Origin of the sequence: Pontibacter aydingkolensis, assembly GCF_019443125.1 — a bacterium.
GTDB classification, from domain to species: Bacteria; Bacteroidota; Bacteroidia; order Cytophagales; family Hymenobacteraceae; genus Pontibacter; species Pontibacter aydingkolensis.
The window spans coordinates 220364-246879 of sequence record NZ_JAHYXK010000006.1 but is presented as its reverse complement, the minus strand read 5'-3'; the positions used below and the strand labels follow the sequence as shown (position 1 = coordinate 246879).

Here is a 26516-nt window from a genome sequence, read left to right as displayed (position 1 = left end):
TGGTCTGTTCTGTCATGGCTGTTACGAATTAAGTCTGCAAACTTTAAAACGTACAACAGCCGCTGGCAGAACAGATTTTTTGTGTTAAACCGCGTGTACTATCACGCAACTTGAGTTAATTAGTAAGCATGTAGTATAGGGAAACTTCAGGTAGCTCCTGAAGGCCGCGCCTATGTCACTCTGAACATCAAATGGCGGCATACTAAGAAACTTATGTCAGTTTATCCTCATGAACACGTATAGTGCTATGTAAATAACTTTTTGAGTGAAACATGCTCTAACATACAGCTTATAAAATGTGTTTCTTTGCGCCCCTTGCACTAATATCTATAGCAAGTCTTGGGGATGATAAAAATGAATGCATATTAATTTATGGGCACTGATCTTTACTATAAGCGTTAGGGTATGACAACTGATGTAGGCAAAGTGACTAGCTCAAAGAGCAGAGGCGATGCAGTTTAGAGAGGACTAATTAGTATTACATAACACATGACAAAAGTATTGCTCGTAGATGATTTTGCAGTAGTTCGGGAGGGCCTCAAAAGGCTGTTAAGCGGAGAAACTGGCATTGAAGTGGTGGCGGAGACAGGTGTTGGCGGGGATGTGCTTCGGATGGTAGAGAAACACAAGATAGACCTGATTATACTGGACATCAATTTGCCTGGTAAGAGTGGGGTTGACGTTCTGCAAGAGGTAAAGAAATATTTCCCAAAAGTAGTTGTACTGGTTCTAAGCATGCATGCGGATAAAAACTATGCTGTTCGTACGCTTAAGCTCGGCGCCTCTGCTTATCTCAGAAAAGACGCAGCCCCGGAGGAAATATTGAGAGCGATACGAAGGGTGCTGGCAGGAGGAAAGTACATCACTCCTGAATTGGCGGAATTCCTGGCGGATTTCCTGACAGAAGGTGACTTAAGGGAAGGCAAGCATAACTTACTGTCTAACCGTGAGTTTGAGGTTATGCGTAAACTTGCCGCCGGGCTTACACTCTCTCACCTGGCCAGGGAGATGAGTATTTCCGTGAGTACCGCCACAACCTATAAAAACAGAATTTACAGGAAGATGGGTTTTGCCTCTTCCACTGATCTGATCCGTTACTGCCTTGCTCACAACTTGGTGGATTAGGCATAATGAATCACGGTCTCAATTACAGTTAAACGTTACATAGGCTGAAAAGCCTGCTATGGGGAGAAACTTAATGTGTTGCGAGAGGTGTTGAGAAATGTTATCTACCATAAGCAACATCAGACTCATAAAAGTATGTTAACAAATGCCGCTAACCCGCCGGTAGAAGTATTGAAAGCCTTCGAAACAGTGCCGGACTTATACCTGATTATTTCCCCTGATTTGATCATTCTCACAGCTTCAGATGCTTATCTGCAGGCTACGCTCACTAGCCGCGAGAACATAGTGGGCAAGCTTATATTTGATGCTTTTCCGGATAATCCTGAGGCTGATGGTGCAAACGCAGTAAAAAACCTGCATGCCTCGCTGCAGCAAGTTTTGCTTACAAAGAAGGCGCACCGGATGGCCATTCAGCATTACGATGTGCCAATGCCGAAAGAGAAGGGAGGAGGGTTTGCCTTCCGGTACTGGCTTCCGCTTCACACGCCTGTACTAAATGAGCAGGGGGAGGTGAGCTATATTATTCAGAAGGTTGAGGATGTAACAGAACTTGTTACCAGTTCACGTCAGATAGAAAATTATGAGCGCATCATCCGAATGCAGCGACTGAAGAAGGGAATAACTGAAAAAAATGAACTCCAAGAGGAGTCCGAAATGGAGCTCACCAACAAGCTTTTCCGCTTCCTGGATATGTACAGGCTTGCCGTGGACCACACCCCCGACTTTATTACCCGGTGGGACCGGAATCTGAGGCTTGTTTTCGCTAATCCAGCCTTGGAAATCAAGACGGGTATCAGCTTAGAGCATCTGATGGGCAAAACTACCCTGGAGATGGGGCAGCCTGAAGAAAAGGCACAGGCCTGGATGGATAAACTGCAGTTAGTACTTGCCACAGGCGAACAAAAGGAACATTATAATACTGTCAAAACATTAAAAGGGGAGCGGCTGTACTATACACGCTTTATGCCAGAGTTTGACGAGGATGGTAATGTGGAATATGTGTTAGGCATTGGCCGAGACATCACAGACCTCAAAAATGCAGAGCTGGACCTAAAGGCAAGCAAGGACCTTTTACAGGCTGTCTTTGATACCTCCAGGGCTGGGATTGCGGTACTCGAGGCCGACGTTGCTGAAGATGGAAAGGCAGCTGACTTTGTCCACCGGTTGGTAAACAAGGAGCTTAAAAGGATGGGCGGCCGTGATCCTATAGGCACCAGGTTAACGAAATTTTACCCTGATGCGGAGAAGACAGGAATTCTGCAGGCATTTCAACAGGTTCATAATACAGGTCTGGCGGCAGACTTCGAACAGCCTTGTGGGGAGAACTGGTTCAGGTATGTTGTCATCAAACTTGAGGAGAAGCTCGTCTGTACCGTTGAGGACATCACGAAGCGAAAGAAGGATGAGCTGAAGCTCAGAGAGGCGCATGCCAATATTGAAGCTTCCAATACTACCTTTCAGCGCATGCTGGACGGGAGCATTTCAGCGATTTGTCTCCTGGACACAGTACGAGGCGTTGAGGGAGAAGTTATAGATTACGCATTCAGGGGCGCGAATAAGGCCTTTGAGGAGCTGTGCAAAGTCTCCGTGGAAGAAGTGTTGGGCAAAGGATTGCTGGAGGTGTTCCCAGGAGTACGGAAAGTGTTTTATGAGGATTATGTCAGGGTTATTGAGTCTGGTCAGCCCGTGCGCCTGGAGCGTTATTATCATGAAGACGGCTTGGACTTTTGGTTAGATGTTTCTGTTATAAAGAACGGGGATGGCATCATCCTGACTTTCCTTGATGTAACCTATAGAAAGGAAGTGGAGAAAACGCTCCAGAAACAGCTCCAGGTGCTCAGGCAGTCCGAGGAAGTAGTCCGCATGGGCAGTTGGGAGTATGATGTGAACTCCGGAACGCTTTACTGGTCGGAAGGAATGTATCACCTACTCAATCTTCCAAAAAGCATATCAGTAAGTTTAGAGACTTATCTGGACTTTACTGTCGAGGAGGATAAGCTGATTGCTAAAAATTTTGTGAATAGTCTGTGTACAGGCGGAAACATCTCCAATGAGCTGATACTTCGCCTGAGCGTTTCAGGGCAGGTACTTACCCATAAGATTACAACTTTTGCTATTTGGGAAGATGGGATGCCCTCTAAGGTGCTGGGGGTGAATGTTGATATTTCAGAGACAAAGCGGCTTGAGAAGGAAAACCTGTGCATGCAGTTGGAGCAGCAGAAAATACAGCTTTTAACTATTTTGGAAACACAAGAGGCGGAGCGGAAAAGAATCTCTGAGTCACTGCATAATGGTGTCAATCAGCTTCTTTTTGCTACTAGATTAAACCTACATGAGGCACAGAAGCATTTTGAAAGGAACAGTTTAGGAAGCATTGCCCTTTCATCGGCGCAGGAACTACTGAATGAGGCAATCAGCGCTACAAGAAGTTCAGCTCATGAGCTTATGCCGGCTTTGTTGCACGATTTTGGGTTAAAGGAGGCGCTCTGCAATTTGTGTTCTAATTACAGTCAAAGCGCTCTTCAGGTACATTGTGATACTACCGGTTGTCACGACAGACTGGAGCCACACCTGGAGATTGTACTGTTTCGTGCTTGTCAGGAATTAATCAACAACGTCATTAAGCATGCGCAAGCTTCTAAGGTATACATACTGCTATCGATGAAAAAAGGAAAGGTTCATTTGAATGTTAGTGATAATGGCATTGGGTTTTCTTATGCCTCAAGTAAAGCAAAAGGGCTGGGGCTAAGAAATATAAGAGATAGAATAAACCTACTGAACGGAAAGCTCACCATTAGGCACAGGGGCAAAGGAAAAGGAACGTTGGTGAAGATAACGGTTTCCTATAGTTTCTCTCATGAACTTTATACGCTTAGCAAGTAGAAGTTAATTCAACTGTACACATTTTATTGATGTGCATATCAAGCAGTTTAAAAGTATATACTGTAGTTGTTTTTAAAGCGATAATGGAAAAATGCTATTTGGACTTTTGCGCGATGCAAATTGGAGATTGCAATAAAACGTAGTCAATAGGATTAAAGAAGCGAACATGCTAATCAAGATAGTTATTTGATCAACATATTAGAAAATTAGTAAGCTCCACTTAATAAACATAAAAATGGAAGATTTATCTAAGTGATTTGAGCCATAAAAGCTAGCAGAAGTTAAAGCAGGCGCTGCCTATTATAAGTTCCTGCAACAAGCGAGCTGTCCCTCTTGTGGTTAGCATAAGAGGAGTGGTTAACACCGTTTTTTTTTGGTTAAAACCAGTTGCAACTGACGTGACTTGCCGCACGATTTACCGGCTGGCTGTATACAGTTGTTCTAGTCGCTGGATCAAGGACAGCATTTGTGCAGCCACCTCGATACTATCAGGGACACCGGAGACGAGCTCAGTCGCTTTGTCGAAAAGCTATGGGGTTGGTACCGACATGAGACATGGTGTCTCTGATGTACTTCCTGCTCTTAAGTTTGCCATCAAGCCTGTAGTTTGGTAGTGTTCTATAGGTGTTGAAGCATATTTCTGGCGACTCAGACTTAAAAATAGATGGTAGTATGTAAGAGGGAGCTCAACCTTAGCTGGAGCATGGACTTTATGAGTGACAGCCTTGCCTAGGGCAACAGGTTCAGGATTTTGAACGTGATAGACAATTGCAACCAGGACGCTGGCTATAGAAGTGGCCACTTCTATAGCCTCGATCAGAGTGATTAGCTAAACCAATACCGCATTTTAGGACAAAACGGAAAAAAATATTTAAAGCTAAGTATGAGTTCAGGTGTAACATCTCCCAATTACGAAAGGATGGTGAGGTATTCTCTCGATATAATCGGGAGTATTGACCGCAATGGTCTTATTGTTTATTCAAATGAGGCATGTAAAGCCATATTGGGGTATAGTAGCGAAGAAGTAATTGGACAACACTTCACCAGGTATTTACACCCCGATGAGGCGATTTCAGCCACACAGGCTATTAGCGAGACGCTTGCAAGCGGTAAAAAAGTCAATTTTGACACCAGCTTTTTTCACAAGTCAGGACATGTAGTTCCGATACGTTGGTCGGGATTTTGGTCTGAGGAAGATGGACTGATATACTGTGTGGGGCGTGACATGACAGATCAGGTTGAGCAAAAAAAGCTACTTGTGGAGCGGGAGCAGCGCTTCAGAACCCTATTTAACAATAGTCCTGACCTCGTCTTCGTGGAAAGCAGGGAAGGCGTGATCACTGAAGCCAATCAACAGTTTTTGTCTGTACTCGGCATCGTGGGAACGGAGGCTATTGGCTCTCCTGCATCCTCTTTCCTGTCCCCTCCAATGGCTTCCGTTAATGAAGCGAGTCTGCAACAAGTGTTTTTGGGGAAAACCGTGCGGTTCGATCTCGTGCTTGAGCATAACGGGGAAAAGAGCGTCTACGACACGGAGAAGCTTCCGATCAAGGTAGAGGGTAAGATTGTAGGTGCGCAGACCATTGCAAGGGACATCACCCCTATGCTGCATTCCTACGACACCATTCAGCGGCAGGCGCAGAAGCTCAACAGCATCTTCGAGAGCATCACTGATGCTTTCTTTGTACTAGACAAAGACTGGAACTTCGCCTATATCAACAGCGAAGCCGAGCGCCAGCTGGGATTAAACCGCACTTACCATATCGGGCGCAATGCTTGGCAGGAATTCCCGTCTGAGGTCAACGGTGATTTCTACAAGCAGTATCACCGCGCTGTTGAAACAGGGAAAGCCGTGCATTTTGAAGCTTATTTTGCGGGAACGGATATATGGGTGGAAGTAAAGGCATTCCCCTCCAATGAGGGCTTATCTATTTATTTTGATGATGTGTCAGAAAAGGTCAGGTCAAGGGATGAACTAAAGAAATTGTCCTTGGTTGCCAGCAGGACCACAAACGGAGTGATCATCATGGATAGAGCATTTCAGATCGAGTGGGTGAACGATGGCTTCACCAAGTTAACGGGGTATAGTCTTGCTGAGGCACGTGGTCATACACCCTTCGATCTGCTCTACCATCCTGAAGGGGATAGCAGTACTATAGATACAATAAAGGAGAAGATGATCCAGGGCAAGCCTGTTTCCTTTGAGGCGCTAAGGCGAAGGAAAGACGGTGGTGATGTGTGGATGTTGGTGCAGGTCAATCCTGTGCTGGACGATAAAAGCGAAGTGACACAATATGTGTTCATTCAATCTGATATCACAGAGAAAATCAAAACGAAGAAGGAGCTGGAATTGCTCTCACTTGTTGCAAGCAAGACCAACAACAGCGTTATCATCGCCAACAAGGACTGGCGGATCGAGTGGGTGAACGAGGGCTTCACAAGGCTGCTGGGCTACTCATTGGAAGAGGCTGTCGGCAAAAGACCCTCCGAGTTTCTCCACAACCACAAGACCGACAGTACAGCCTTCAACTCTCTTGAGGGCAGGCTGCTGCAGGGCAATCCAATCTCCTTTGAGGTGCTCAACATCACAAAAAGCGGTGAGGAAGTGTGGGTAAAGGTGGATATTACTTCTCTTTTCGACAAGAAGGGGGAGCTAACAAGGTTCGTAGAGGTCCACACGGACATAACGGCACTTAAAGCGAAAGAAGAGGAGTTGACCCAGTTAGCACAGGATCTCTACCGGCAGAACAAGGACTTGCAGCAGTTCACCTATATCGTCTCCCATAATTTGAGAGCTCCTGTTGCTAGCGCCTTAGGGCTTGCCAATTTAATTCCCCGAATCGATAAGCATACTGTCTTGCACGACAAATCCATGGTGCATTTGAAAGAAAGTATGCAGCGGCTCGACACCGTCCTGCGGGATTTGAATACGATACTCAGCATTCGAGACAGCAAGACAAGCTTGGAGAAAGAGGATATTAACCTGAAGCTTGTAATTGAACAGGCGCTCTCCTCCCTGCAGGAGCAAATCATCAAGTGCGGGGGCAATGTCACGGTTGACGTGACTGAAGACACCTTTGTCTATGCGAACAGGGCTTACATGTACAGTATCTTCTATAACCTGCTGTCCAATGCCATCAAGTACAGGTCCAAAAAACGAATTCTTGAAGTGCATGTCAAGTGTGAGGGCAGCGCAGAGAAGGGCACTCTTATTGCTATAAGCGATAACGGTTCTGGCTTTGATATGGACAAAGTGAAAGATCAGGTTTTCATGCTGTACAAGCGCTTCCATACTGACAGAGAGGGGCGGGGGATCGGCTTATACTTAGTCAAAACTCATATCGAGGCCATGGACGGACATATTGAGGTAAATAGCCAACCTGACAAGGGTACAACCTTCAATATATATTTACACAAAAATTAACATGAAAATTTACATCATAGACGATGATCATTTGAGTATATTCCTGACAGAGAACATGCTTTTATTGGAATATCCCACACTTGAAATCCGTACATACCTCTCTGCCCATGAAGTGTTGAGTGCTTTAGGTACCGAAGGCAGCGACTCGTACCCTGACATTGTCTTTCTGGACCTGAATATGCCCGCCATGGACGGTTGGGGATTTTTGGATGAGTTAAAGCAGCTTCACCCAGAAATAAAGAATAGGTGTAGGATCTTTGTGCTGACTTCATCTCTGAGCCTGGCAGACTCAGAGCGTTCTAAAGACTATGCCATCGTCTCTGGGTTGATACACAAGCCTCTACATCAATTAGATATAAAGCTTGTTTTTCAACAAAAAACAATAAATTAGATTATTTTAAATTACTACTAATCTATAGCTTGAGGTAGAAATAGATAACGAACTTGATATATATTTACAAATATTTTATTGTTAAAAGCAAGTTAAATAGCAAAAAAAGCCTGATTATCAGGCTTTTGATAAATGGTTGGAATTGTATTATTTTACAGAGTTACTTGCCGATGCAGAACTTGGTGAAAATATTGTCCAGTAGATCATCCGTTGTGATCTCTCCTGTTATCTCGCCTAAGCTGTAAAGTGCCCTGCGGATGTCGGCAGCTACCAGGTCGCCGCTCATGCTCAGGGCAAGGCCGTTAAGCACATCGTCCAGGGCTGCGTAGGTCTTGTTCAGGCTGTCTACGTGGCGTAGGTTGGTGACGATGGTTTGTTGCTGGGTGTTAAGCTTGCCCAGGTTCACTTTATTTACCAGGGCTTGCTTCAGGTCTTCCAGGTTGGCTCCTTCGGCTGCAGAGATCTGCACCAGGTTTTCTATACTTTCAAAAGCAATCAGTTTCTCATTTGATGCCTGGTCAATTTTGTTAGCTACAGCTATTAAAGGTAGGTTTTTCGGGTTTAGCCTGTCTAGCTCCGCCTGTACTTCATCGGCGGTTACTTCGGTGATGTCGAACAGGTAAATGATCAGCGACGACTGGCTTAGCTTCTGCATGGTGCGCTCTACACCAATGGCCTCTACTTTGTCGGTAGTTTCGCGCAGTCCAGCTGTATCGATGAAGCGGAAAGTTATACCTTCAATATTGATCTCATCCTCAATAAAATCACGGGTAGTGCCCGGTACATCCGATACAATCGCTTTCTCCTCGTTCAGGAGTTTATTAAGCAGCGTAGATTTCCCGGCATTCGGGTTGCCTACTATTACAGTGGGTACTCCGTTCTTGATCACGTTACCCAGCTCAAACGACTTGAGTAACTCCCGTATTATACCTTGGATATTTAGGATAAGCGTGCGCAACTGGTCACGGTCTGCAAACTCTACATCTTCTTCGCCGAAGTCCAGCTCCAGTTCTATCATAGAGGCGAAGTGAACCAGCTCACCACGAAGGCGTTTGATCTCCTGCGAAAAACCACCGCGCATCTGCTTCATGGCTACCTCATGCGACAGGGCAGAGTCGGAGGAGATCAGGTCGGCTACTGCCTCAGCCTGGGCCAGGTCGAACTGTCCGTTCAGGAAAGCGCGTTTTGTAAACTCACCTGCATTAGCCAGGCGTGCGCCGTTCTTCAGCAGCAACTTCACGATCTGCTGCACGATAAAGTCGGAACCGTGGCAGGAAATCTCTACCACATTCTCTTTAGTGTAGGAGTGCGGGCCAACAAACAGCGAAACCAGTACTTCATCCAGGATCTTGCCCTCGTCGCGGATGGAGCCAAAGTGAATGGTGTGGCTGGCTTGTTTTGTAAGGTCTTTGCCTTTAAAAACACTATTGGTAATGGTAATAGCCTCCGGACCGGACAAGCGGATTACGGCAATAGCACCCGTGCCCGAAGCAGTGGCTACGGCTACGATGGTATCAGTATTGTGAAGTGGATTGATCAAAGCAAGTATAAATTATGCGCTGTGCAAATTTACGGATTATTGTCTGAACTGTGATTTATTTGATTTTTTATGATGAACAGGACAACTTGTCGGGCTTAGTAACTATTTAGTTTTTGCATAATGCTACTTAGAGAAGTTCCTATCTACTCCCCTTAAATCCATTAACCCTAAAAATCCTGTTTAAGAAAAAATCAAACCAATCCCTGGAATCCCCTTAATCACCGGTCTTGTTTTTCGTATTCTTTAAAGTTCATTTCTTATGGTGATCTTCTCCGAAATAGCGCAGAATTTTGGAGAAGTTTTTAGCGTCCAGGTAACCGGGTACCGGGGCAATCATGTTAAATTTTTCGTCGAGGTAAACAGTGGTAGGGTAACTCATTTGCCCTTGCAGCAAAGCTACAGCCAACTCATGCGACCTGTATTCCGGTTTAAAAGTATAGGTATGGCCGTTCAGGGTGATTGGGTCTTTGCCTTCGGCATCTAATTTTACAGCATAGAAATGCTTGTTTACCAATGCGGCCACTTCCGGGTCTGTAAAAGTGCTCTTATCCATCTTTTTGCACCATCCACACCAGTCTGTGTATACATCGATCACTACTTTGCGGGGCTCCTGTTTCATGCGCGCTGCGGCCTGTTCTATGGTTAACCACTTAATTTTTTCGGCAGGTTTTGTGGTTGGTTTATCCGTGCTGGCAGATGCAGAGGCTGTTTGTTCTGCCGGAACCGAAGCATCTGTAGCAACCGTTGGCTGACTGTTGGTGCACGAGGCAAGTATACTTAAGGCAAGTATAGGAAGTATGGCTAGTTTGTTGAGCATGTATGTTTTTCTTTAATTACGCTTTGTTAACAAAGTACTGCCGGCGTAGGTTCTTTTATACTTAGTGCTGCACCGGTTGTATCAGTTTTTTGCTGATAAGGATGCCTCGCGACGGAGAAAAAAGAAACGCTAGCATAAACTCAATTCCTGTAACTGTGGCAATGGCACCAGCTATCGACCCATCTATCCATACTGCAAGGTAATAGCCAGTAATTGCTGCCACTACACCCAGCATCACCGAGAGTATCAGCATAGTTTTAAAGTTATCGGTAAGTAGGTAAGCCGTAGCAGGAGGGGCCACAAGCAAGGCCACCACCAGTATCGCACCCACCGACTCGAACGAGGCCACCGTTGTAAGGGATACCGCTGTCATGAGCAGGTAATACCACAGCGAGGTAGACACACCGATGGCTGCTGCATACCCTGGGTCAAACGCTGTCAGGAAAAGTTCTTTGTAGCCTATGATGATGAACGAAAGTATAAGTATGGTTACAATACCAAGCGTCCAGACGGTTCGCGGACCCATGCTCAGGCCTCCCTCCGTGATCCAGAGGTCGAGGGGGACGTAGGCAATTTCACCGTAGAGCACACAGTCCTGGTCCAGGTCTACCTGCCCTGCAAACACTGATATAAGTATGATGCCGATAGCAAACAGCCAGGTAAAGGTAACGCCAATAGCGGCGTCGGACTGTACACGGGCATATCTGTGGAAGAACTCTATCAGGAAAGTAGTGAGTACACCAAGCAAACCGGCACCGATCAGCATAGGCACAGAGTCGCGGGAGCCTGTCAGCAGAAAGGCAATTACAATGCCCGGCAGTACCGCATGTGAAATGGCGTCTCCTACCATGGCCATGCGCCGCAGTATCAGGTAGCAACCCAACAGGCTACAGCAGGAGGCCACCAATGATCCGGTAAGTATGATCCAGAATGCGTTCACTTTTTTATTGTTAAATCAGGATTTTCAGAATTACAAATGATATACAGGATTATCTAATATTATTCATTCTCCCTACCTTTCAAACTTTATAACTTTCAAACTTTATAACTCCCAAACACTCTACCTTCCTGTCTCATGGAATTCTTGCGCTGTGCGGATCCAGTTCAGGGTAATTGAGTTCCTCCAGCAGGCGTTGTTCCAGTTCCGGGGTGATGATATGCTCGATGGTCTCGGCGTCTTCGTGCACGTGGTCAGAAGCGAGGTGCAGGTACTGGGTTAAGTATAACTCCCAGAGGCGGTGCAGCCTTACGACTCTCCGGCCTCTTTTTATGCCTTCTGGTGTTAGAGACCAACCCGCTTTACTTCTTTCCAGATAGCCCTGTGCCCTTAGTTTTGCCAGACCATACTTTGCCTCCTTTGCCGGTATAGCGCGTTTATCAAGCAACTCTTGTAAGGGACGTGTGGTCGTGTAATCCTGCCTGTCCTCACCGAGATGGTAAAGCAGCTTAAGCAGGTTTTCTTCCAATATAAGTTTCTTATTGCGCCTTCTACGCAAAATGCGTGCTATCCAGCCTTTATTTGGTGCCAGTGCAAAGGAAAGTATGGCGATCATCGATACAATAAGCACGATCCAAGGGCCTGTGGGCATGGCAGGCGCGGTATACGACACGAAAGCCCCTGCAACCCCGGAAAATGCCCCTATGATGGCTGCCAGTACCAGCATTACGCCAAGCCTGTCAGTCCAGAAACGTGCTGCAGCGGCAGGGGTTATCAGCATGGCTGCCATCAGCACAACACCTACAGCTTGTATACCCACTACAACAGCCAGCACGGTCAGGGTGGTTAGCAGCAGTTCCAGCCCTCGTACAGGAAAGCCGATGGTTTTGGCAAAGGTCTCATCAAAGCACAGTAGCTTAAGTTCTTTATAAAAAAGTATGGTGGCAGCCAGTAAAAGTATAGCTACGATGCTGAAAGCGATCAGATCTTCGCCGACAAGCGAGGCGGCTTTGCCGAACAGGAATTTATCCAGGCCGCTTTGCGCCGCATTGCCGGAATGCTGAATGGCTGTAAGCAAAAGTATACCGACACCGAAGAAAACTGATAATACCAGGCCAATAGCAGTGTCCTCTTTAATGCGTGAGCGGGAAGTGATAAAGTCAATAAGTATGAGTGAGATCCAACCTGTAATAAAAGCGCCTACCAAAAGTATAAAGGGATTCTTTGTGCCCGAAAGTATAAAGGCCAGACAAACGCCGGGTAATACGGCATGTGCCACCGCATCGCCAACCAAAGCCCTTTTGCGCAGTAACGTAAAGCAACCCACCACAGCAGAACTACCCGCCAGCAACACCGAACCCAGCGTTACATAACGTACGTTGGCATCTGCAAAAGAGAAGAATTCGAGAAACTCTTTCATGGTTTGATTGATAATTGCTAGTTGTTTAATGGTTAATGGTTAATCGTTGATTGAAATGTAGAGACTCCAGTACCTTCGCAAGGCTGAAGACTTGCCGCCATGCACCAGCACAAGTGACACTTCGTATAACACTTGCGCTATGGGAATAGTAAAAACCAGAATCGATCAATGAACAACCAATAACCAAACCTATCGCTTCGTAACTGACTAGACGCAAAGTATTGCGTCTCTACATTCTTACCTCTCTAACTTTCTAACTCCCAAACTCAACGCTTCTCTCTCATCGGGAATTCTTGTTTGCGCAGGAGGTCGCCAACTTTTGTTAATACTGTTAGTTTGCCGCCGTAGGTTTGCTCCAGCAGTTCCTGCGTAAGTACTTTTTCGGTAGGGCCGGAGGCTACCAGGCGCATGTTCAGGAGCACTACCCAATCAAAATAATTGGCTGCCGACTGCAGGTCGTGGTGCACAACAATCACCGTTTTGCCCTGGTCGCGCATAGTACGCAGCAATTCAATAATAGCGGTTTCTGTTGCTATATCCACACCAGCAAAAGGCTCATCCATGAAGTATAGATCGGCATTCTGTGCCAGTGCTCTTGCCAGGAAAACGCGCTGCTGTTGTCCTCCGGAAAGCTGTGATATCTGGCGGTCAGCAAAGGCCTGCATTCCTACTTTTTCAAGGGCTTCCAGTGCAGCGTCCTTGTCGGCCTGGCGCGGTCTTTTAAAAAGGCCCAGGTTACCGTAGCGTCCCATTAACACCACATCAAATACAGAGGCCGGAAAGTCCCAGTCTACTGACTCGCGTTGTGGTACGTAGCTAATGCGTTTTCTGACTTCGTTTATCGGCTTATCAAAAATTCGCACGTAACCGCTACCGGAAGGTAACAAGTCCATCATCGCCTTTATCAACGTGGATTTACCCGCTCCGTTCGGCCCGATAACACCCACCAATGCACCGGCAGGTAAGGTAAGATCAACGCCCCATAAAACAGGTTTGCGGTCGTAACTTACAGTCAGGTCGTGTACTTCTACTACCGGGTTGTCTACTTGCAGTATCATACGCTATTTTAAAGAGGATACAATCGTGTTCACGTTGTGGCGTACCATGCCTACATAGGTTCCTTCAGGTGTTCCGTCCTTGCCTAAAGCATCGGAGTACAGGGTGCCGCCAATTATTACCTCATGGCCTTTTTGTTTGCTGCCAATCACCACAGCCTCAATTGCCTTCGGTGATACCGACGACTCTACAAAAACTGCTTTGATCTTATTATCAGCAATAAAGTTTACAAGTGTGGCCACATCCTGCAGCCCAAACTCCGAAACAGTTGAGATACCCTGCAAGCCTCTAACTTGTATATCATAAGCATCTCCGAAATAGCCGAAGGCATCGTGTGCCGTGATAAGTATGCGCTGGTCTGCTGGAATAGACTTAATTTCCTGCGCTACCCATTGGTGCAGCTCGTCGAGTTGCTGCGTGTAAGCAGCAGTGTTCTTTTTATATACTTCGGCGTTGGCAGGGTCTTTTTGCTGCAGTTCCATGCTCAGGTGCTGTACTACTTCTTTCCAGAGCATCACATTAAACCATACGTGCGGGTCGTGGCTGTCCTGGAACTGTGGGGAGCGTTTTAATTTATCTTGTGCTATACTTTCTGCGCCGGCTATTACTGTTTTCTGGCGACTTAATTTCTCCAGTATTTCTCCCATTTTACCTTCCAGGTGCAGGCCATTGTAAACCACTACGTCAGCTTCTGTTAGTTTCTGCAGGTCGCCTTGTGTTGCTTTGTACAGATGCGGGTCTACGCCGCTGCCCATGATTGCCTCCACATCTGCGACATCGCCAATTATGTTTTGCACGGCATCTTTCAGGATACTGGTGGTGGTAACTACTTTCATGCGTTCGCCAGCCAGTACAGCGCCTTTGTCTTCAGTTTGGGTGCAGGAGGTAAAGGCAAGCAGAGTCAAGACGCAGATAGAAAGTATAAATCGGGTAAGTAGCATATGTTCGTAAGGGTAATTATGCGGAGAGAAAAATGTTTTTGGAAACTTCGCTGGATATGAGCAATTTTCTGTTGTCTTCCAGTAAGATCTCAAAAGAGTTATCGTAAGGTATCTTGTCAATGATCTTTATTCTGGTGCCCAACGAAATGCCCATTTTGTCCAGGTATTTTAGGAACAGCGGTTGCGAATCGTTTACACCCACTACCACACCAGCATCGTTTACTTCCATCTCGGCCAGGAGTCGCTGTTTTTTTTGCTTCATTTCCCCGGTTTCGGAAGGTATAGGGTCGCCGTGTGGGTCGAATTGTGGAAAGCCCAGGAACTCGTCAAGGCGCCTGGTAAGCAGGGCAGAGGAGATGTGCTCGAGTTCTTCTGCCACATCGTGCACCTCATCCCAGTTAAACTTAAGCTTCTCTACCAGGAAAACTTCCCAAAGCCTGTGCTTGCGTATGATCTGCAGTGCAATGCGTTCTCCCTCTTCGGTAAGCGTTACTCCGCGATACTTCACATAGTTCACGACATTCTTGCCACTTAGTTTACGTAGCATGTCTGTTACCGAGGCCGCCTTGGTATCGAGTACCTCGGCAATAGCATTGGTGTTTACCTCCTGGGTGCCATTTTCCGACAGTTTGTAAATAGCCTTTATGTAGTTTTCTTCTGTGTAGCTGTGCACTTTGGTTGAATTTGGATGTGTGAATGAGTGGTTGGGAGAATAGTTATTCGTTGCTAGTTATTCGTTATTGGTTGATCGCATGGAAAGCAGGAAATTAGATTCATGCTTTTAACAATTAAACAATTAGCAATTAACCATTCACTCAACCACTCATTCAAAATTGAATTTACCAGCGTATCAGCGCAGAGGCCCATGTAAAGCCGCTACCAAAGGCAGCCAGGCAAACCAGGTCGCCTTTTTTGATGCGGCCTTCTTCTATGGCTTCGCTTAAGGCAATCGGAACAGAGGCTGCTGTAGTGTTGCCATACTTATGGATGTTGCTCATGACCTTTTCGGTTGGCAGCCCCATTTTCTGCTGTATGTAGGAGGTGATGCGCAGGTTGGCCTGGTGCGGTACCAGCATGTCTATGTCCTCTGGCTTGTAGCCGTTCTTTTCAAGAGCCTCCATAATCACTTCCGGGAAGCGCGTAACAGCATGTTTAAATACCATGTTGCCATTCATGTGAGGGTAAATAGATCCGCTATCGATCATCTCGTGCGTAAGGCGGTCTTTTTTGTTGCTACCTGGGTCAAGTACGGCAAGTTCTTCGGCAAATTCGCCATCGGCGTGCAGGTGCGTCGAAAGTATACCACTGTCGTTGCTCTCAGATGGGGTGAGTACTACAGCGCCAGCTCCGTCGCCGAAGATAACCGATACGCCACGGCCACGCGTTGTAAAGTCCAGGCCGCTGGAGTGAATCTCAGAGCCCACTACCAGCACATTGTTGTACATCCCTGTTTTAATGAACTGATCGGCTACGGAAAGCGCATAGATAAAGCCCGAGCATTGGTTGCGCACGTCAAGTGCCGGTATCTCTTTAATACCCAGTTCACGCTGCAACAATACACCCGAACCCGGGAAAACATAGTCAGGGCTAAGCGTTGCAAAAACGATCATGTCCAGGTCTTGGGCTTCCAGTCCGGCCATTTTCAGGGCTTTTTGGGATGCCTGCGCGGCCATGTTGGCTGTCGTGTCAACGCCTTCCTGAAAGTATCGACGCTCTACAATACCTGTCCGTTCACGAATCCACTCATCGGAGGTATCCATTAATTTTTCAAGGTCTTTGTTTGTTACGATACGCTTAGGCACGTAGTGGCCAACACCGGCTATTTTAGAGTTACGCATATTTTGATAGTCTTTAATATTACAAATATACTAATTTCTTCTAAATTTAGATTCGTCTAAAAATAAATTTTATAATTATGACTACGAAAGTGTGTCTTGCACAATACGAAGTAGTTTTGTTTCTTCTTCTTCCCAGAATATTCCGGCTGGGACACCAAAAGTATAAAAAGGTTGGTGCTTTACCTGTCCGACTAACTCCTCTACATGTACGCCAGAAAAATTAATGCAGACACCTGCCTGATGCTGTTGTACTATGGCTTGCCAGATGGGGTTTTGGGTTATCAGAATTACAAGGCCATGCGCCATGTACTCGTACAGCTTTGTAGGAATGCAGCTGAAGGTGCTCTCGTTTGGTTGGTAGGGGAGCAGCCCGATATTGCAATGTGCCATTTGGGCTATAATTTCTGTGTGCGGCACCAGCTGGTGGCCTCCTATCACGGTTATATACTTTTTACCTTTGATTAGTTGCTGTACTTTTTGCCAGGTTTCGTTATGCGCACAATAACCTATAATGGTAAGGGTAGTCAGAGGCTCATGTGCATGAAGCCGGGCCGCCAGTTTTATTGCGTCAAATATGCCATACTCCTGCGAAATTGTGCCGGAGTACAGAAGTCTGAGTGGCTGCCCCTCTAAATTAACAGGAGTTTTGGGAGTGCTGTAATGCTGCTGCTTTTTATACTTGTTCTCCAGGATAGTATAGCGTTTCTGGTGAAAGCTTAATTCTGAGGTATAGCATTTTTCTGCAAGTATAAAATGGGCCACGGCCGGTGCAACTAGTTTTTCTATCCTTTCCACACCTAAGGCCAATAGTCTTTTCAGAACAGCATTGTAGTTATTTTGTTTACGCAGATTTAGCGCATAGTTTTCGCGGACATCGTATACCAGTTTTGCTTTATACATTCGGCAATAAAAGTAGCTGGGCAAAAGCAGTTCGTGCGTGCCGGCAATAATGAGGTCGGGCTTAAGTGACTGCAGTAAACGGTAATAGGCTAGCTGTGCTGTAAGCCTGCCCAAGCCAAGCCGCTTGAAGTTGAACAGCGGATGAAAAATGACGTTGCCCGGAGCTGATAATGGCAACGGAGCAGCAAAGCCACAAATATGAACCTCAGTGTCAGGTAATTTGCTAAGCGACAAACCCAGTTTTTCATACATGCGGGTGTCATTAACAGGCTTAAGCAGCGAGGCAATCAGAATTCTCTTTTCAGACATCGTCTAAATTTAATACTTTTACGCATTATTCTTACTTAACTATATTTAGAGATGGCGCTAAGAGATATTATTGAGCAGGCATGGAATAACCGCGAACTGTTGCAGGAAAGCAATACAGTAGAGGCTATTCGCGCTGTAATAGAAGAACTTGACAAAGGAACCCTGCGCGTAGCCGAACCAAACGGCGACGACTGGCAGGTAAACGAATGGGTGAAAAAGGCGGTATTGATGTACTTCCCGATTCAGGCCATGAAAACGATAGAGGTAGGCCCGTTTGAGTTTCATGATAAAATTGCCCTGAAGCGTAATTATGAGCAACTGGGCGTACGTGTAGTGCCTCATGCGGTTGCACGTTACGGCGCTTACCTGGCTAAAGGCGTGATCATGATGCCTTCTTATGTAAACATTGGCGCTTATGTAGACTCCGGTACCATGGTAGATACCTGGGCTACGGTTGGTAGCTGTGCACAGGTTGGTAAAAATGTACACCTGAGCGGTGGTGTTGGTCTTGGCGGAGTGCTGGAGCCGGTTCAGGCTGCTCCTGTAATTATTGAGGATGGCGCCTTTATTGGTTCCAGAAGTATACTTGTTGAAGGTTGCCGCATTGGTAAAGAGGCTGTGATTGGTGCTGGTGTTACCATTACGGGTAGCTCTAAGATTATTGATGTTACCGGCAGTGAGCAGAAAATATATAATGGTTATGTTCCTCCGCGTTCTGTGGTAATTCCTGGCTCATACACGAAGTCTTTTCCGGCAGGTGATTTTCAGGTGCCTTGTGCCCTGATCATCGGTCAGCGCAAAGAAAGCACAGACTTGAAAACATCGCTTAACGATGCGTTGCGTGACAACGCGGTGGCGGTTTAAATATTGATTGCTGGTTGTAAATTGTTATACTTCGGCAATTTATAAGGTATAAAAGTGCCCTTGTTGGTTTTCAGCAGGGGCATTTTTACTTAGTACTTTCTGCCGAAAGTTTAGCGTAAGCGCAAATGTGGCTTAGAATGGCACCAGATTTCAGCTGCTTTGATTTGAAAAAGCAAGGATACAAAGGCCTTGGCTATACTTTATACTTTGCTATAGGCTTTAAAGTATAAATATGATAAAGTATAACATACCTCTGCTCTCAAGAGGGAAATTCTCTGAAATGTACTTTTCTGCTCACGCAGAAAGCCTTTACAAACTGGCAGCATGGTCAGCCACATTTACGCTCCGCTAAACTCTCGGCAGGATCTTTACTGACTTTCTACTTTCTACCTCTGCCAGACGCTCGCAGGATCTGCCCACGCTGCGAGGCCTTAAGTATAAATATAAAGCCTCTGCCGTTGGTACAGCAGAGGCTTTAAAGTTTAAATGTTTAATGAATAGAGTATTCATCATTCATAACTCATTATTCATTAAACATTACTTCCGTGAATGCATGGCAATACGGTTGCCTTCAGAGTCCAGAAAAACGCCCATATAACCAATGTCTTCAGCGATAAGCGTTTTCTCCTGAAGAACCTGACCACCGGCGACTTCTACTTTAGCCAGTTCGTTTGCCAGGTCTTCAGACGGGGAGGAGAAGTATACCAAAACCCCATCCGTGCTTGGTTTGTACCATTCCTTATGATAAATCAGTGTACCGCCGGCTCCGGTTCCTTCTTCATTGGATGGGAACCAGGCCATTTCCAGGTCTCCCATAGGGTGGTGCTCCATTTTAAACCCAAAAACTGCTTCGTAAAAAGTAACGGCGCGCTGCATGTCAGCTACTGGTATTTCAAACCATCCTACAACATTGTTCCTTAAACTCATGGCTATTGTACGAAATGTTTTTTCTTGAAACGATCAGCTACGATCAACTCTTTTGTGCCATGTGTCCAGGAGTAGAAGCCCTGGCCTGACTTTATACCTTTATGGCCTGCCTGTACCATGTTTACCAAAAGTGGGCAAGGGGCATACTTCGGGTTTCCAAAACCATCGTGCAGCACATTCAGAATAGAAAGGCAAACATCCAGGCCGATAAAATCTGCCAGTTGCAGCGGACCCATCGGGTGTGCCATGCCTAATTTCATGATCGTGTCTATTTCCTCTACGCCAGCAACGCCTTCGTACAAGCTGTAAATCGCCTCGTTAATCATTGGCATAAGTATGCGGTTAGCCACAAAACCCGGGTAGTCATTACACTCTGTTGGTACTTTACCTAATTGCAGCGACATGTCCATCACCTGGTTTGTAACCTCGTCAGAGGTAGAGTAGCCACGGATGATCTCCACCAATTTCATGACAGGCACCGGATTCATAAAGTGCATACCAATTACTTTGTCAGGGCGATCTGTTACCGAGGCGATTTTAGTGATGGAGATGGAGGAGGTATTAGAGGCAAGTATTGCTTCCGGCTTAGTAAAGTTGCTTAGGTCGCGGAAGATTTTAAGCTTAAGGTCTACGTTCTCTGTTGCTGCCTCTACTACCAGGTCGGCTTCTTTTACGCCTTCCTGCATGTTAGTATAAGTTGAAATATTTTGTAACGTCTGCTCTTTCTGCTCTTCCGTCAGGTTACCTTTCGCAACAATCCGGTCCAGGTTTTTAGAAATAGTGCCTAATGCTTTCTGAAGTGCCTCTTCCGAAATATCTACCAGCGACACCTGGAAACCGTTCTGGGCAAAAACATGTGCAATGCCATTACCCATGGTGCCGGAACCAATAACTGCTATTTTTTTCATACTTGGGTTAATGAGTTAAGAATTTATATATACAAAAATACTATAAATAAGTATAAGGTGCTTTTATTAGTTGACTGTATTAGAAGACTTCAATTACTGAAAATCGCCAGGATGCACATAAAATAAAATCCTGCTAATAAAATTAATCTAACAAATGCTAATAAGCTGATAATGTGCTTGTAGTGTATTTGAATACATGTGCCTTAAAACCAGTTACATGCTTAATTAAAATGCAGTATTTGTTTTGTTGAGAGAGCCATTTGAGGTTCAATTATTTAAATAAATACATGTGTTTATTTAAATCTTTTTATACATGTGCCCGTAAAAGCAATAAGCAAAAAATACAAATGCTGTTTTTTGTAACATCAACCGTATGAATACAGTATGAGTGAAGCATAAAACGCATTTGTTTATAAAACAACAAGACAAAACAACTATGGGAAATTTATTGTATATAATAGCTGTCGTACTGATAATCTTTTGGTTAATCGGTTTTCTGGGATTCCCGGATGCAGTTGGTGGTATAATCCACGTATTACTGGTTTTAGCTGTAATCGCAGTGTTATTACGACTGATACGGGGAGTTTAACCTGTTTGACAAAAATTCGTTATAAAGAATAATTAATATTTATTAAGAACTCACTAAACAAATAAAACTATGGGAAATCTATTGTATATTATTGCTGTAGTACTCGTAATTTTCTGGCTGATTGGTTTCCTAGGATTCCCTGATGCAGTAGGCGGTCTGATTCATATTTTACTTGTGATCGCCATTATCGTAGTACTTTTACGACTCATACGTGGTTAAAGCATAACGCTTTAACTTGTAAATACAGAACAATAAAAAAAGGCTGCCAGATCACTCTGGCAGCCTTTTTTTATAAATACTTCTTATCTTCTGAAAGGAATGTTGAACCCGGCCCTTATAACTGGATTGGAGTAGGGCGAATCTACGTCGTTAAAATTGTAGAGCAGCAGCAGGTCAAAAGAGCCTCTACCTGCACTTTGCCTGTAGCCCAGGCCTGCCAATGGCGTATACACCATGCGTCGGGTTAATTCGAAAGCGCCGTTATTAGTACGCCAATAGTTCTCGTAGCTCAGGGCTTCATACTCTGCGTGCACCAGCAGCGCACCGCTGTTTATAATGCCTCCCAGTACTTCGTGCTGGGCAAACACCCTACCACCAAAGTTTTGGAAAGTCTGACCGCCAGTTCTGATAAAATGGTACACAAAGCCGGGGCCTACACTGAACTTATCTGTTACTTTATATCCAAGTATGGGTAGCAGCGATATATTGGTGTAGTTACCAAACTGAAGTCCGAAACTTCCACCAAAGTATAAACGATCCATAAACTCGAGGTCTTCGCGTTCCTCCTGTTGCTGAGTTGGCTGTACCACCACAGGTTTTTCCTGAGCACGCTGTTGCGGCTTGGCCTTGTTGTCCTGTACCGGGGTAGGAGGGCCGGTTGGTAGTTCAGGCTTACGGTAAACTGTATCAGGTATTTGAGCAAAGGCAGGTAGGCTGGTTAATAGCACTAGCAGTAAACTCAGCAAATCTGCAACTCTGGTATATGGATTCATCTTTAAAGTAGAGGCTAAAAGCAAGGGTTACACCATAGCTGTGGCATACATCTTTTTACGAAGCTCTTTAATGTTCTCATCTGACAGGTACTCCTCGTAAGTCATACGCTTATCGATGATGCCGCCTGGTGTTAACTCAATAATACGGTTTGCAATAGTATCTACAAACTGTAAGTCATGAGAAGAGAACAGGATAGTGCCATCGAAGTCCTGAAGCGAGTTGTTCAGGGCAGTGATAGACTCCAGGTCCAGGTGGTTGGTAGGCTCATCAAAAACAAGCACATTGCCAGACTGAAGCATCATGCGGGAGAACATGCAACGCACTTTTTCACCTCCTGATAATACATTGGCTTTTTTCAGTGACTCTTCGCCAGAGAAAAGCATTCTACCCAGGAAACCACGGATAAAGCTCTCGTCCTTCTCTACAGAATATTGGCGCAACCAGTCTACCAGGTTAAGGTCTGTCTCGAAGAACTCCTGGTTATCTTTTGGGAAGAAAGACGACGTTATGGTTGTGCCCCACTTAAAGTCTCCGCCGTCTGCTTTATCTTCATTAAACAGAATTTTGAAGAAAGTAGAGGCTGCAATATCGTTACGGCCAATTACAGCTATCTTGTCGCCTTTGTCAACCATAAAGCTGATGTCGGTAAAAATCGGCTGGCCGTCTACAGACTTGCTCAGGTTCTCTACATTTAGTATCTGGTTGCCTGCTTCGCGCTCCGGCTTAAAGGCGATATAAGGATACTTACGCGATGAAGGCTGAATATCCTCCACGGTAAGTTTCTCCAGCAATTTGGCTCGCGAGGTAGCCTGCTTTGATTTGGAAGCGTTTGCGCTAAAGCGACGGATGAATTCCTCCAGTTCTTTACGCTTGTCTTCCGTTTTTTTGTTAGCATCTGCACGCTGTTTTAAAGCCAGCTGGCTTGACTGGTACCAGAAACCATAGTTACCGGCAAACATTTTTATCTTACCAAAGTCGATGTCGGCTACGTGCGTACACACGGCATCCAGGAAGTGACGGTCGTGCGATACCACGATCACTGTGTTCTGGAAATTATCAAGGAAGTTCTCCAGCCACATAATAGACTCAGCGTCCAGGTGGTTGGTGGGCTCATCGAGTAACAGGATGTCTGGGTTGCCAAAAAGAGCCTGTGCAAGCAAGATGCGTACTTTCTCGCTACCACTCAGGTCTTTCATTAACGAGTAGTGCAGGTCTTCGGTAATACCTAATCCACTCAAAAGCTCAGCTGCTTCATATTCTGCGTTCCAGCCTTCCAGGTCGGCAAATTCACCTTCCAGTTCTGCTGCACGTAAGCCGTCGGCCTCGTTAAAGTCAGGTTTTGCATATATCGCGTCTTTTTCCTGCATAATATCCCATAGGCGCTTATGACCCATGATAACGGTTTGCAAGGCAGGATACTCGTCATACTCAAAATGGTTCTGCTTTAAAACCGCCAGACGTGCAGTTGCCGGGATCTCAACAGAGCCTGTGTTCGGGTCTATCTCACCTGATAATATTTTCAGGAAAGTAGACTTACCCGCACCGTTGGCACCAATCAGGCCATAGCAGTTACCGGGAACAAACTTAATCGTAACATCTTCAAATAATGTGCGCTTACCGTAAGACAAGCTTACATTGTTGGTACTGATCATATAATATTATGTGTGAGATTTAAACTGAATCTGGCCGCAAAACTACGAAATAAAAACGGGGAATAGCGCAATCTACTGCAAACACTTAAGAGAAATGCACAAAGAAAGTATACTTTAATCCTTTTTAAATCAACTGTTTCCGGGCCATGGGCTAAAAATTTATACAACAAAGCACAACGCCACCTGTATTTCTGTAGTATATAGTTTTAATAATATACACTTGGCCATGCTGGTTATTGCAACGGTTATGCTTTTTAGCTGTTTTCTTAACCAAAAGCATGGTTAATCTGTTCATTTTAAAGATTTTAATTTGAAAATTATCAAACTATAACAGCATGGCATCAGAAAACATATCCTACATTAACATCTCAATTAAGTATGGAGTATTAGTAGGTATTGCGCACATCGTTTATTTTATTTTAATGGGCGTGTTTGGCCTGCAGCATATTATTGAGCTGTCCTTTATCAGCGCTGTTTTCCTGATAGTTGGTATTGTAAAGGCGATAGCTAATTTTAAACGTTTAAAAGGCGGGGAGATCAGCTACTTTCAGGGGCTCGGCATCGGGGTAATTACCGGCCTTGTGTCTTCTATCGTGCTTGCCGTTTTCCTGGTAATCTATATCAGCCTGATCGACGCTAGTTACCTGCAAAACCTGCAGGCGAGTGCCTTATTCCCGGACGGCCTGTCATTGCTGGCCCTGTTTGCCTTAACCATCGTATACGGTACCTGGCCTGGCTTCTTTATTGCTTTTATTGCCATGCAATGGTATAAGCGCAGAGATCACACCATGCCAGAACGTATTTAATTTAACAAGGTCTAAACTCCTTAAACTATAAGATATGGAAAAGATAGGCCTTAAGTATGGCTTACTGACTGCCGCAGGCCTGATTGCTTACTTTCTGCTAATGAGGCTTGTAGGCCTGACTCATATTGTTGAGCTCCGCTTTCTGAATGGTATCATCATGGCAATCGGCATAACCATGGCTATCAGAGCACTAAAGATAAAAGAAAAAGGGAACATCGGCTATTTTAGCGGTATTGCGTGTGGCACAATTACGGCAATTGTAGGCACTACTATTTTTGCGGCCCTTATGCTGGTTTATCTTAAGATTGGCGGCCAGTCGCTGGTAGAGGTTCTGTCTGCGGATCGTTACTTCGGTGAGCATGTGCAGTCTACGCCAGGGGTGGTTGTTTTTTCGGTATTGATGCTGGAAGGTGTAATCTCTGGTGTGCTGATATCCTTTATTGCTATGCAGTACTTTAAGCAGAAAGACCACAAAGTGCCCAACAGTCCCTGATACAGTATTTACTATACAATAAAACGAGAAGATCCCCTATCAAATACCGGTAGGGGATCTTCTCGTGTTATTGAGTTTTGGTTATTTAGTTTACTATCTGATCAGGCCGTTGAATTATTTGAACTACTACCTCGTGCATGTCACCTTCCTTGTCTTTCAGTTTATAGATCACCATCGGGTTGTCTGCGTCGTGAATGGATTTAATGCTGATGACTTGCTCACCTTCATCAAGCTTATCTTCTAACTGTGGTGTGAGGTCCTTAAATGCTTTAGCAAAATCTACTTCTAATTTACTCGGGTTGTAGTATGTTGTTCTCATGAGACTATCGTTGGGCAAAACCGGATGTAATTGCGATGGCCTTGCGGTTATACTTTTAAAAATACTATTTATAGCTGCTGTACTTTTTATACCCTTTCACAGGGGCAGGGTTTCATATAATTAGTGAATGCTGTAAGTTCTTTATAGTGTTTAATTGGATATCTGAAAAGTATAACATATTTTATTATTCTTATTTTTGGCTATATTAGAAAAGTATAAAAATAATGCTGATAATACCAAACCTGTTTTAAAAATTACCGTTTTACCTACCATATACCTTTGAGGAGACAGCACCGCAGGGATGATTTTAAAAACAGTTATATGAAAAGGATATTACTCTTAACTTTTGCAGCCACCATCTGTACATTTGCCACTGCACAGCGACTTAAATTAACAGACGATGCACTGGACAAGCATGTATTGGAGGTAAACATAAACGGACAAGCCATGGCCGCGCTTGAATTACAGGCAGAGCTAAACCTTACACAGGAACAGTATAAACTGGCAATGCAGTTAAACCAAAAACGCTACGAGCAAATAGCAGAGGCAGAAGAGGTGTACCAGGCAGATAATATACTTCGCTCCAAAGCAATATACAGTATTAACCTGGAAGCTGACAAATCCATTGGGGCTATACTAGACCCGAAACAACTGCGGGCCTTCCTGGAGTTGGAAGGACAACGCCAGTTACGCCTTGTAAGTGATAATGCCGATGAATAAGCATTGAAAGCTAATTAATTATAAACAACAAAGGCCCGGAAGTTATGCCGGGCCTTTGTTGTTTATAGTGGGTTTTTAAATGTAACTTCTGATACTTTTCCGGTTGGATTGATACGAACCTCAACCCAGTTTGCCTCCGATAGTTTGCTCCTGTCATCACATTGCGATCCCGGCTCTAAGTAATAGTAATAGATACGCTGGTTTCGCTCAAGCAGGCTTTCGCTGTCAGGTTTGCCGAGTAAATTGCGTACAACGTACTCTTTTTTTCCATATAGCTCTCTCCTGATCTTCTCAAACTCTCCTGTCAACTTCTGGCGTTGGCCGTTGCAGGCATAACGGTCATTTTTCCAGGTCTCGCTGTCAAAGCCTTTTAAACTATCAGGCACGCCACAGGCAGTAAGCAGCAGGCATAACAATAAATATACGGGTATCAATCGTTTTAACATAACAACGTAATTAAAGCACAAAACAGATGCGGCAGGCATATAGGTGCAAAGTTAAACGTTTATCGCCATAATTTGAGAATGTATCTATAGTTAGTAATGGGTAGTTTTAATTTATTGAAAACAAGAGTTTTATACTTGTGAGCATAGAAAAATGGCTTGAATTTAAAACCAGTTTCCTAAAGTATAAGACCTTTCCCGGAACAATTTGTACTGTTTCT

General features: G+C 44.9%; 25 protein-coding genes. 10 read left to right on the top strand and 15 right to left on the bottom strand.

Going from position 1 to position 26516, the window contains the following annotated elements:
* Nucleotides 1-489 precede the first annotated feature (489 nt).
* The 4 genes from K0O23_RS09930 to K0O23_RS09915 all read left to right on the top strand — a co-directional run bounded on the left by K0O23_RS09930 (nt 490) and on the right by K0O23_RS09915 (nt 7823).
* Nucleotides 490-1125 carry a response regulator transcription factor gene (locus tag K0O23_RS09930; protein ID WP_219877263.1) on the top strand — a complete coding sequence of 212 codons (636 nt, stop codon included), beginning with the start codon at nt 490-492 and terminating at the stop codon, nt 1123-1125.
* 135 nt (nt 1126-1260) lie between these two features.
* Nucleotides 1261-4008 (top strand): sensor histidine kinase, encoded by a 2748-nt coding sequence (locus K0O23_RS09925; protein WP_219877262.1) that lies wholly within the window; start codon nt 1261-1263, stop codon nt 4006-4008.
* A gap of 883 nt (nt 4009-4891) precedes the next feature.
* Nucleotides 4892-7432 (top strand): PAS domain-containing sensor histidine kinase, encoded by a 2541-nt coding sequence (locus K0O23_RS09920; RefSeq protein ID WP_219877261.1) that lies wholly within the window; start codon nt 4892-4894, stop codon nt 7430-7432.
* A gap of 1 nt (nt 7433) precedes the next feature.
* Entirely contained in the window at nt 7434-7823 is a 390-nt protein-coding gene (locus tag K0O23_RS09915; RefSeq protein WP_219877260.1) for a response regulator, read from the top strand.
* A 160-nt stretch (nt 7824-7983) separates the two neighbouring features.
* Here K0O23_RS09915 and mnmE read toward each other — a convergent pair whose 3' ends face one another.
* The 9 genes from mnmE to K0O23_RS09870 form a co-directional block, all read right to left on the bottom strand.
* Nucleotides 7984-9363 carry a tRNA uridine-5-carboxymethylaminomethyl(34) synthesis GTPase MnmE gene (gene mnmE, locus K0O23_RS09910; RefSeq protein WP_219877259.1) on the bottom strand — a complete coding sequence of 460 codons (1380 nt, stop codon included), beginning with the start codon at nt 9361-9363 and terminating at the stop codon, nt 7984-7986.
* A 250-nt stretch (nt 9364-9613) separates the two neighbouring features.
* Complete coding sequence (locus K0O23_RS09905; RefSeq protein ID WP_219877258.1) at nt 9614-10180, bottom strand: thioredoxin family protein; 567 nt, start codon at nt 10178-10180, stop codon at nt 9614-9616.
* Between the two features lie 61 nt (nt 10181-10241).
* Nucleotides 10242-11120 (bottom strand): metal ABC transporter permease, encoded by an 879-nt coding sequence (locus K0O23_RS09900; RefSeq protein WP_219877257.1) that lies wholly within the window; start codon nt 11118-11120, stop codon nt 10242-10244.
* A 133-nt stretch (nt 11121-11253) separates the two neighbouring features.
* Nucleotides 11254-12537 carry a metal ABC transporter permease gene (locus K0O23_RS09895; RefSeq protein ID WP_219877256.1) on the bottom strand — a complete coding sequence of 428 codons (1284 nt, stop codon included), beginning with the start codon at nt 12535-12537 and terminating at the stop codon, nt 11254-11256.
* Between the two features lie 266 nt (nt 12538-12803).
* Nucleotides 12804-13595 carry a metal ABC transporter ATP-binding protein gene (locus tag K0O23_RS09890; RefSeq protein ID WP_219877255.1) on the bottom strand — a complete coding sequence of 264 codons (792 nt, stop codon included), beginning with the start codon at nt 13593-13595 and terminating at the stop codon, nt 12804-12806.
* Between the two features lie 3 nt (nt 13596-13598).
* Nucleotides 13599-14534, bottom strand: a complete 936-nt coding sequence (locus tag K0O23_RS09885; RefSeq protein WP_219877254.1) for a metal ABC transporter solute-binding protein, Zn/Mn family — start codon at nt 14532-14534, stop codon at nt 13599-13601.
* A 16-nt stretch (nt 14535-14550) separates the two neighbouring features.
* On the bottom strand, nt 14551-15207 hold the full coding sequence (locus K0O23_RS09880) for a metal-dependent transcriptional regulator (RefSeq protein ID WP_219877253.1): 657 nt from the start codon (nt 15205-15207) through the stop codon (nt 14551-14553).
* Nucleotides 15208-15373: 166 nt separating this feature from the next.
* Entirely contained in the window at nt 15374-16372 is a 999-nt protein-coding gene (locus tag K0O23_RS09875) for a 3-oxoacyl-ACP synthase III family protein (RefSeq protein WP_219877252.1), read from the bottom strand.
* Nucleotides 16373-16453: 81 nt separating this feature from the next.
* Nucleotides 16454-17581 (bottom strand): glycosyltransferase, encoded by a 1128-nt coding sequence (locus K0O23_RS09870; RefSeq protein WP_219877251.1) that lies wholly within the window; start codon nt 17579-17581, stop codon nt 16454-16456.
* Between the two features lie 51 nt (nt 17582-17632).
* Between K0O23_RS09870 and K0O23_RS09865 the strand changes: the two genes are divergently transcribed.
* Nucleotides 17633-18445 (top strand): 2,3,4,5-tetrahydropyridine-2,6-dicarboxylate N-succinyltransferase, encoded by an 813-nt coding sequence (locus K0O23_RS09865; protein WP_219877250.1) that lies wholly within the window; start codon nt 17633-17635, stop codon nt 18443-18445.
* Nucleotides 18446-18982: 537 nt separating this feature from the next.
* Here K0O23_RS09865 and K0O23_RS09860 read toward each other — a convergent pair.
* Nucleotides 18983-19372 carry a VOC family protein gene (locus K0O23_RS09860; protein WP_219877249.1) on the bottom strand — a complete coding sequence of 130 codons (390 nt, stop codon included), beginning with the start codon at nt 19370-19372 and terminating at the stop codon, nt 18983-18985.
* A 2-nt stretch (nt 19373-19374) separates the two neighbouring features.
* Nucleotides 19375-20280, bottom strand: a complete 906-nt coding sequence (locus K0O23_RS09855; RefSeq protein WP_219877248.1) for a 3-hydroxybutyryl-CoA dehydrogenase — start codon at nt 20278-20280, stop codon at nt 19375-19377.
* 436 nt (nt 20281-20716) lie between these two features.
* On the opposite strand from K0O23_RS09855, the gene K0O23_RS09850 reads away from it, so the two are divergent.
* Nucleotides 20717-20869 carry a lmo0937 family membrane protein gene (locus tag K0O23_RS09850; protein ID WP_162426218.1) on the top strand — a complete coding sequence of 51 codons (153 nt, stop codon included), beginning with the start codon at nt 20717-20719 and terminating at the stop codon, nt 20867-20869.
* Nucleotides 20870-20938: 69 nt separating this feature from the next.
* Nucleotides 20939-21088, top strand: a complete 150-nt coding sequence (locus K0O23_RS09845) for a lmo0937 family membrane protein (RefSeq protein WP_187065451.1) — start codon at nt 20939-20941, stop codon at nt 21086-21088.
* Between the two features lie 83 nt (nt 21089-21171).
* On the opposite strand, the gene K0O23_RS09840 is transcribed toward K0O23_RS09845, so the two are convergent.
* Nucleotides 21172-21861, bottom strand: coding sequence for a hypothetical protein (locus K0O23_RS09840; RefSeq protein ID WP_219877247.1), 690 nt, complete (start codon nt 21859-21861; stop codon nt 21172-21174).
* Between the two features lie 27 nt (nt 21862-21888).
* The gene (locus tag K0O23_RS09835; protein WP_219877246.1) at nt 21889-23514 is read right to left on the bottom strand and encodes an ABC-F family ATP-binding cassette domain-containing protein; all 1626 of its coding nucleotides are present in this window, start codon (nt 23512-23514) and stop codon (nt 21889-21891) included.
* 335 nt (nt 23515-23849) lie between these two features.
* On the opposite strand from K0O23_RS09835, the gene K0O23_RS09830 reads away from it, so the two are divergent.
* Together K0O23_RS09830 and K0O23_RS09825 are read left to right on the top strand one after the other, a co-directional pair.
* Complete coding sequence (locus K0O23_RS09830; RefSeq protein ID WP_219877245.1) at nt 23850-24320, top strand: DUF4199 domain-containing protein; 471 nt, start codon at nt 23850-23852, stop codon at nt 24318-24320.
* Between the two features lie 34 nt (nt 24321-24354).
* Nucleotides 24355-24813, top strand: a complete 459-nt coding sequence (locus tag K0O23_RS09825; RefSeq protein ID WP_219877244.1) for a DUF4199 domain-containing protein — start codon at nt 24355-24357, stop codon at nt 24811-24813.
* Nucleotides 24814-24898: 85 nt separating this feature from the next.
* Here the strand turns inward: K0O23_RS09825 and K0O23_RS09820 are convergent, their stop codons facing one another.
* On the bottom strand, nt 24899-25132 hold the full coding sequence (locus K0O23_RS09820; protein ID WP_219877243.1) for a hypothetical protein: 234 nt from the start codon (nt 25130-25132) through the stop codon (nt 24899-24901).
* 321 nt (nt 25133-25453) lie between these two features.
* Here K0O23_RS09820 and K0O23_RS09815 point away from each other — a divergent pair, with 321 nt between their 5' ends.
* Nucleotides 25454-25852, top strand: a complete 399-nt coding sequence (locus tag K0O23_RS09815; protein WP_219877242.1) for a hypothetical protein — start codon at nt 25454-25456, stop codon at nt 25850-25852.
* 62 nt (nt 25853-25914) lie between these two features.
* Here K0O23_RS09815 and K0O23_RS09810 read toward each other — a convergent pair whose 3' ends face one another.
* Complete coding sequence (locus K0O23_RS09810) at nt 25915-26238, bottom strand: hypothetical protein (protein ID WP_317195672.1); 324 nt, start codon at nt 26236-26238, stop codon at nt 25915-25917.
* Between the last annotated feature and the right edge of the window lie 278 nt (nt 26239-26516).

Bases quoted from the DNA above. Each gene is read 5' to 3' on its own strand.
- K0O23_RS09930 (WP_219877263.1), top strand. From the start codon at position 490: ATGACAAAAGTATTGCTCGTAGATGATTTTGCAGTAGTTCGGGAGGGC.
- K0O23_RS09925 (WP_219877262.1), top strand. From the start codon at position 1,261: ATGTTAACAAATGCCGCTAACCCGCCGGTAGAAGTATTGAAAGCCTTC.
- K0O23_RS09920 (WP_219877261.1), top strand. From the start codon at position 4,892: ATGAGTTCAGGTGTAACATCTCCCAATTACGAAAGGATGGTGAGGTAT.
- K0O23_RS09915 (WP_219877260.1), top strand. From the start codon at position 7,434: ATGAAAATTTACATCATAGACGATGATCATTTGAGTATATTCCTGACA.
- K0O23_RS09905 (WP_219877258.1), bottom strand. From the start codon at position 10,180: ATGCTCAACAAACTAGCCATACTTCCTATACTTGCCTTAAGTATACTT.
- K0O23_RS09895 (WP_219877256.1), bottom strand. From the start codon at position 12,537: ATGAAAGAGTTTCTCGAATTCTTCTCTTTTGCAGATGCCAACGTACGT.
- K0O23_RS09890 (WP_219877255.1), bottom strand. From the start codon at position 13,595: ATGATACTGCAAGTAGACAACCCGGTAGTAGAAGTACACGACCTGACT.
- K0O23_RS09885 (WP_219877254.1), bottom strand. From the start codon at position 14,534: ATGCTACTTACCCGATTTATACTTTCTATCTGCGTCTTGACTCTGCTT.
- K0O23_RS09875 (WP_219877252.1), bottom strand. From the start codon at position 16,372: ATGCGTAACTCTAAAATAGCCGGTGTTGGCCACTACGTGCCTAAGCGT.
- K0O23_RS09870 (WP_219877251.1), bottom strand. From the start codon at position 17,581: ATGTCTGAAAAGAGAATTCTGATTGCCTCGCTGCTTAAGCCTGTTAAT.
- K0O23_RS09865 (WP_219877250.1), top strand. From the start codon at position 17,633: ATGGCGCTAAGAGATATTATTGAGCAGGCATGGAATAACCGCGAACTG.
- K0O23_RS09860 (WP_219877249.1), bottom strand. From the start codon at position 19,372: ATGAGTTTAAGGAACAATGTTGTAGGATGGTTTGAAATACCAGTAGCT.
- K0O23_RS09855 (WP_219877248.1), bottom strand. From the start codon at position 20,280: ATGAAAAAAATAGCAGTTATTGGTTCCGGCACCATGGGTAATGGCATT.
- K0O23_RS09850 (WP_162426218.1), top strand. From the start codon at position 20,717: ATGGGAAATTTATTGTATATAATAGCTGTCGTACTGATAATCTTTTGG.
- K0O23_RS09845 (WP_187065451.1), top strand. From the start codon at position 20,939: ATGGGAAATCTATTGTATATTATTGCTGTAGTACTCGTAATTTTCTGG.
- K0O23_RS09840 (WP_219877247.1), bottom strand. From the start codon at position 21,861: ATGAATCCATATACCAGAGTTGCAGATTTGCTGAGTTTACTGCTAGTG.
- K0O23_RS09835 (WP_219877246.1), bottom strand. From the start codon at position 23,514: ATGATCAGTACCAACAATGTAAGCTTGTCTTACGGTAAGCGCACATTA.
- K0O23_RS09830 (WP_219877245.1), top strand. From the start codon at position 23,850: ATGGCATCAGAAAACATATCCTACATTAACATCTCAATTAAGTATGGA.
- K0O23_RS09825 (WP_219877244.1), top strand. From the start codon at position 24,355: ATGGAAAAGATAGGCCTTAAGTATGGCTTACTGACTGCCGCAGGCCTG.
- K0O23_RS09820 (WP_219877243.1), bottom strand. From the start codon at position 25,132: ATGAGAACAACATACTACAACCCGAGTAAATTAGAAGTAGATTTTGCT.
- K0O23_RS09815 (WP_219877242.1), top strand. From the start codon at position 25,454: ATGAAAAGGATATTACTCTTAACTTTTGCAGCCACCATCTGTACATTT.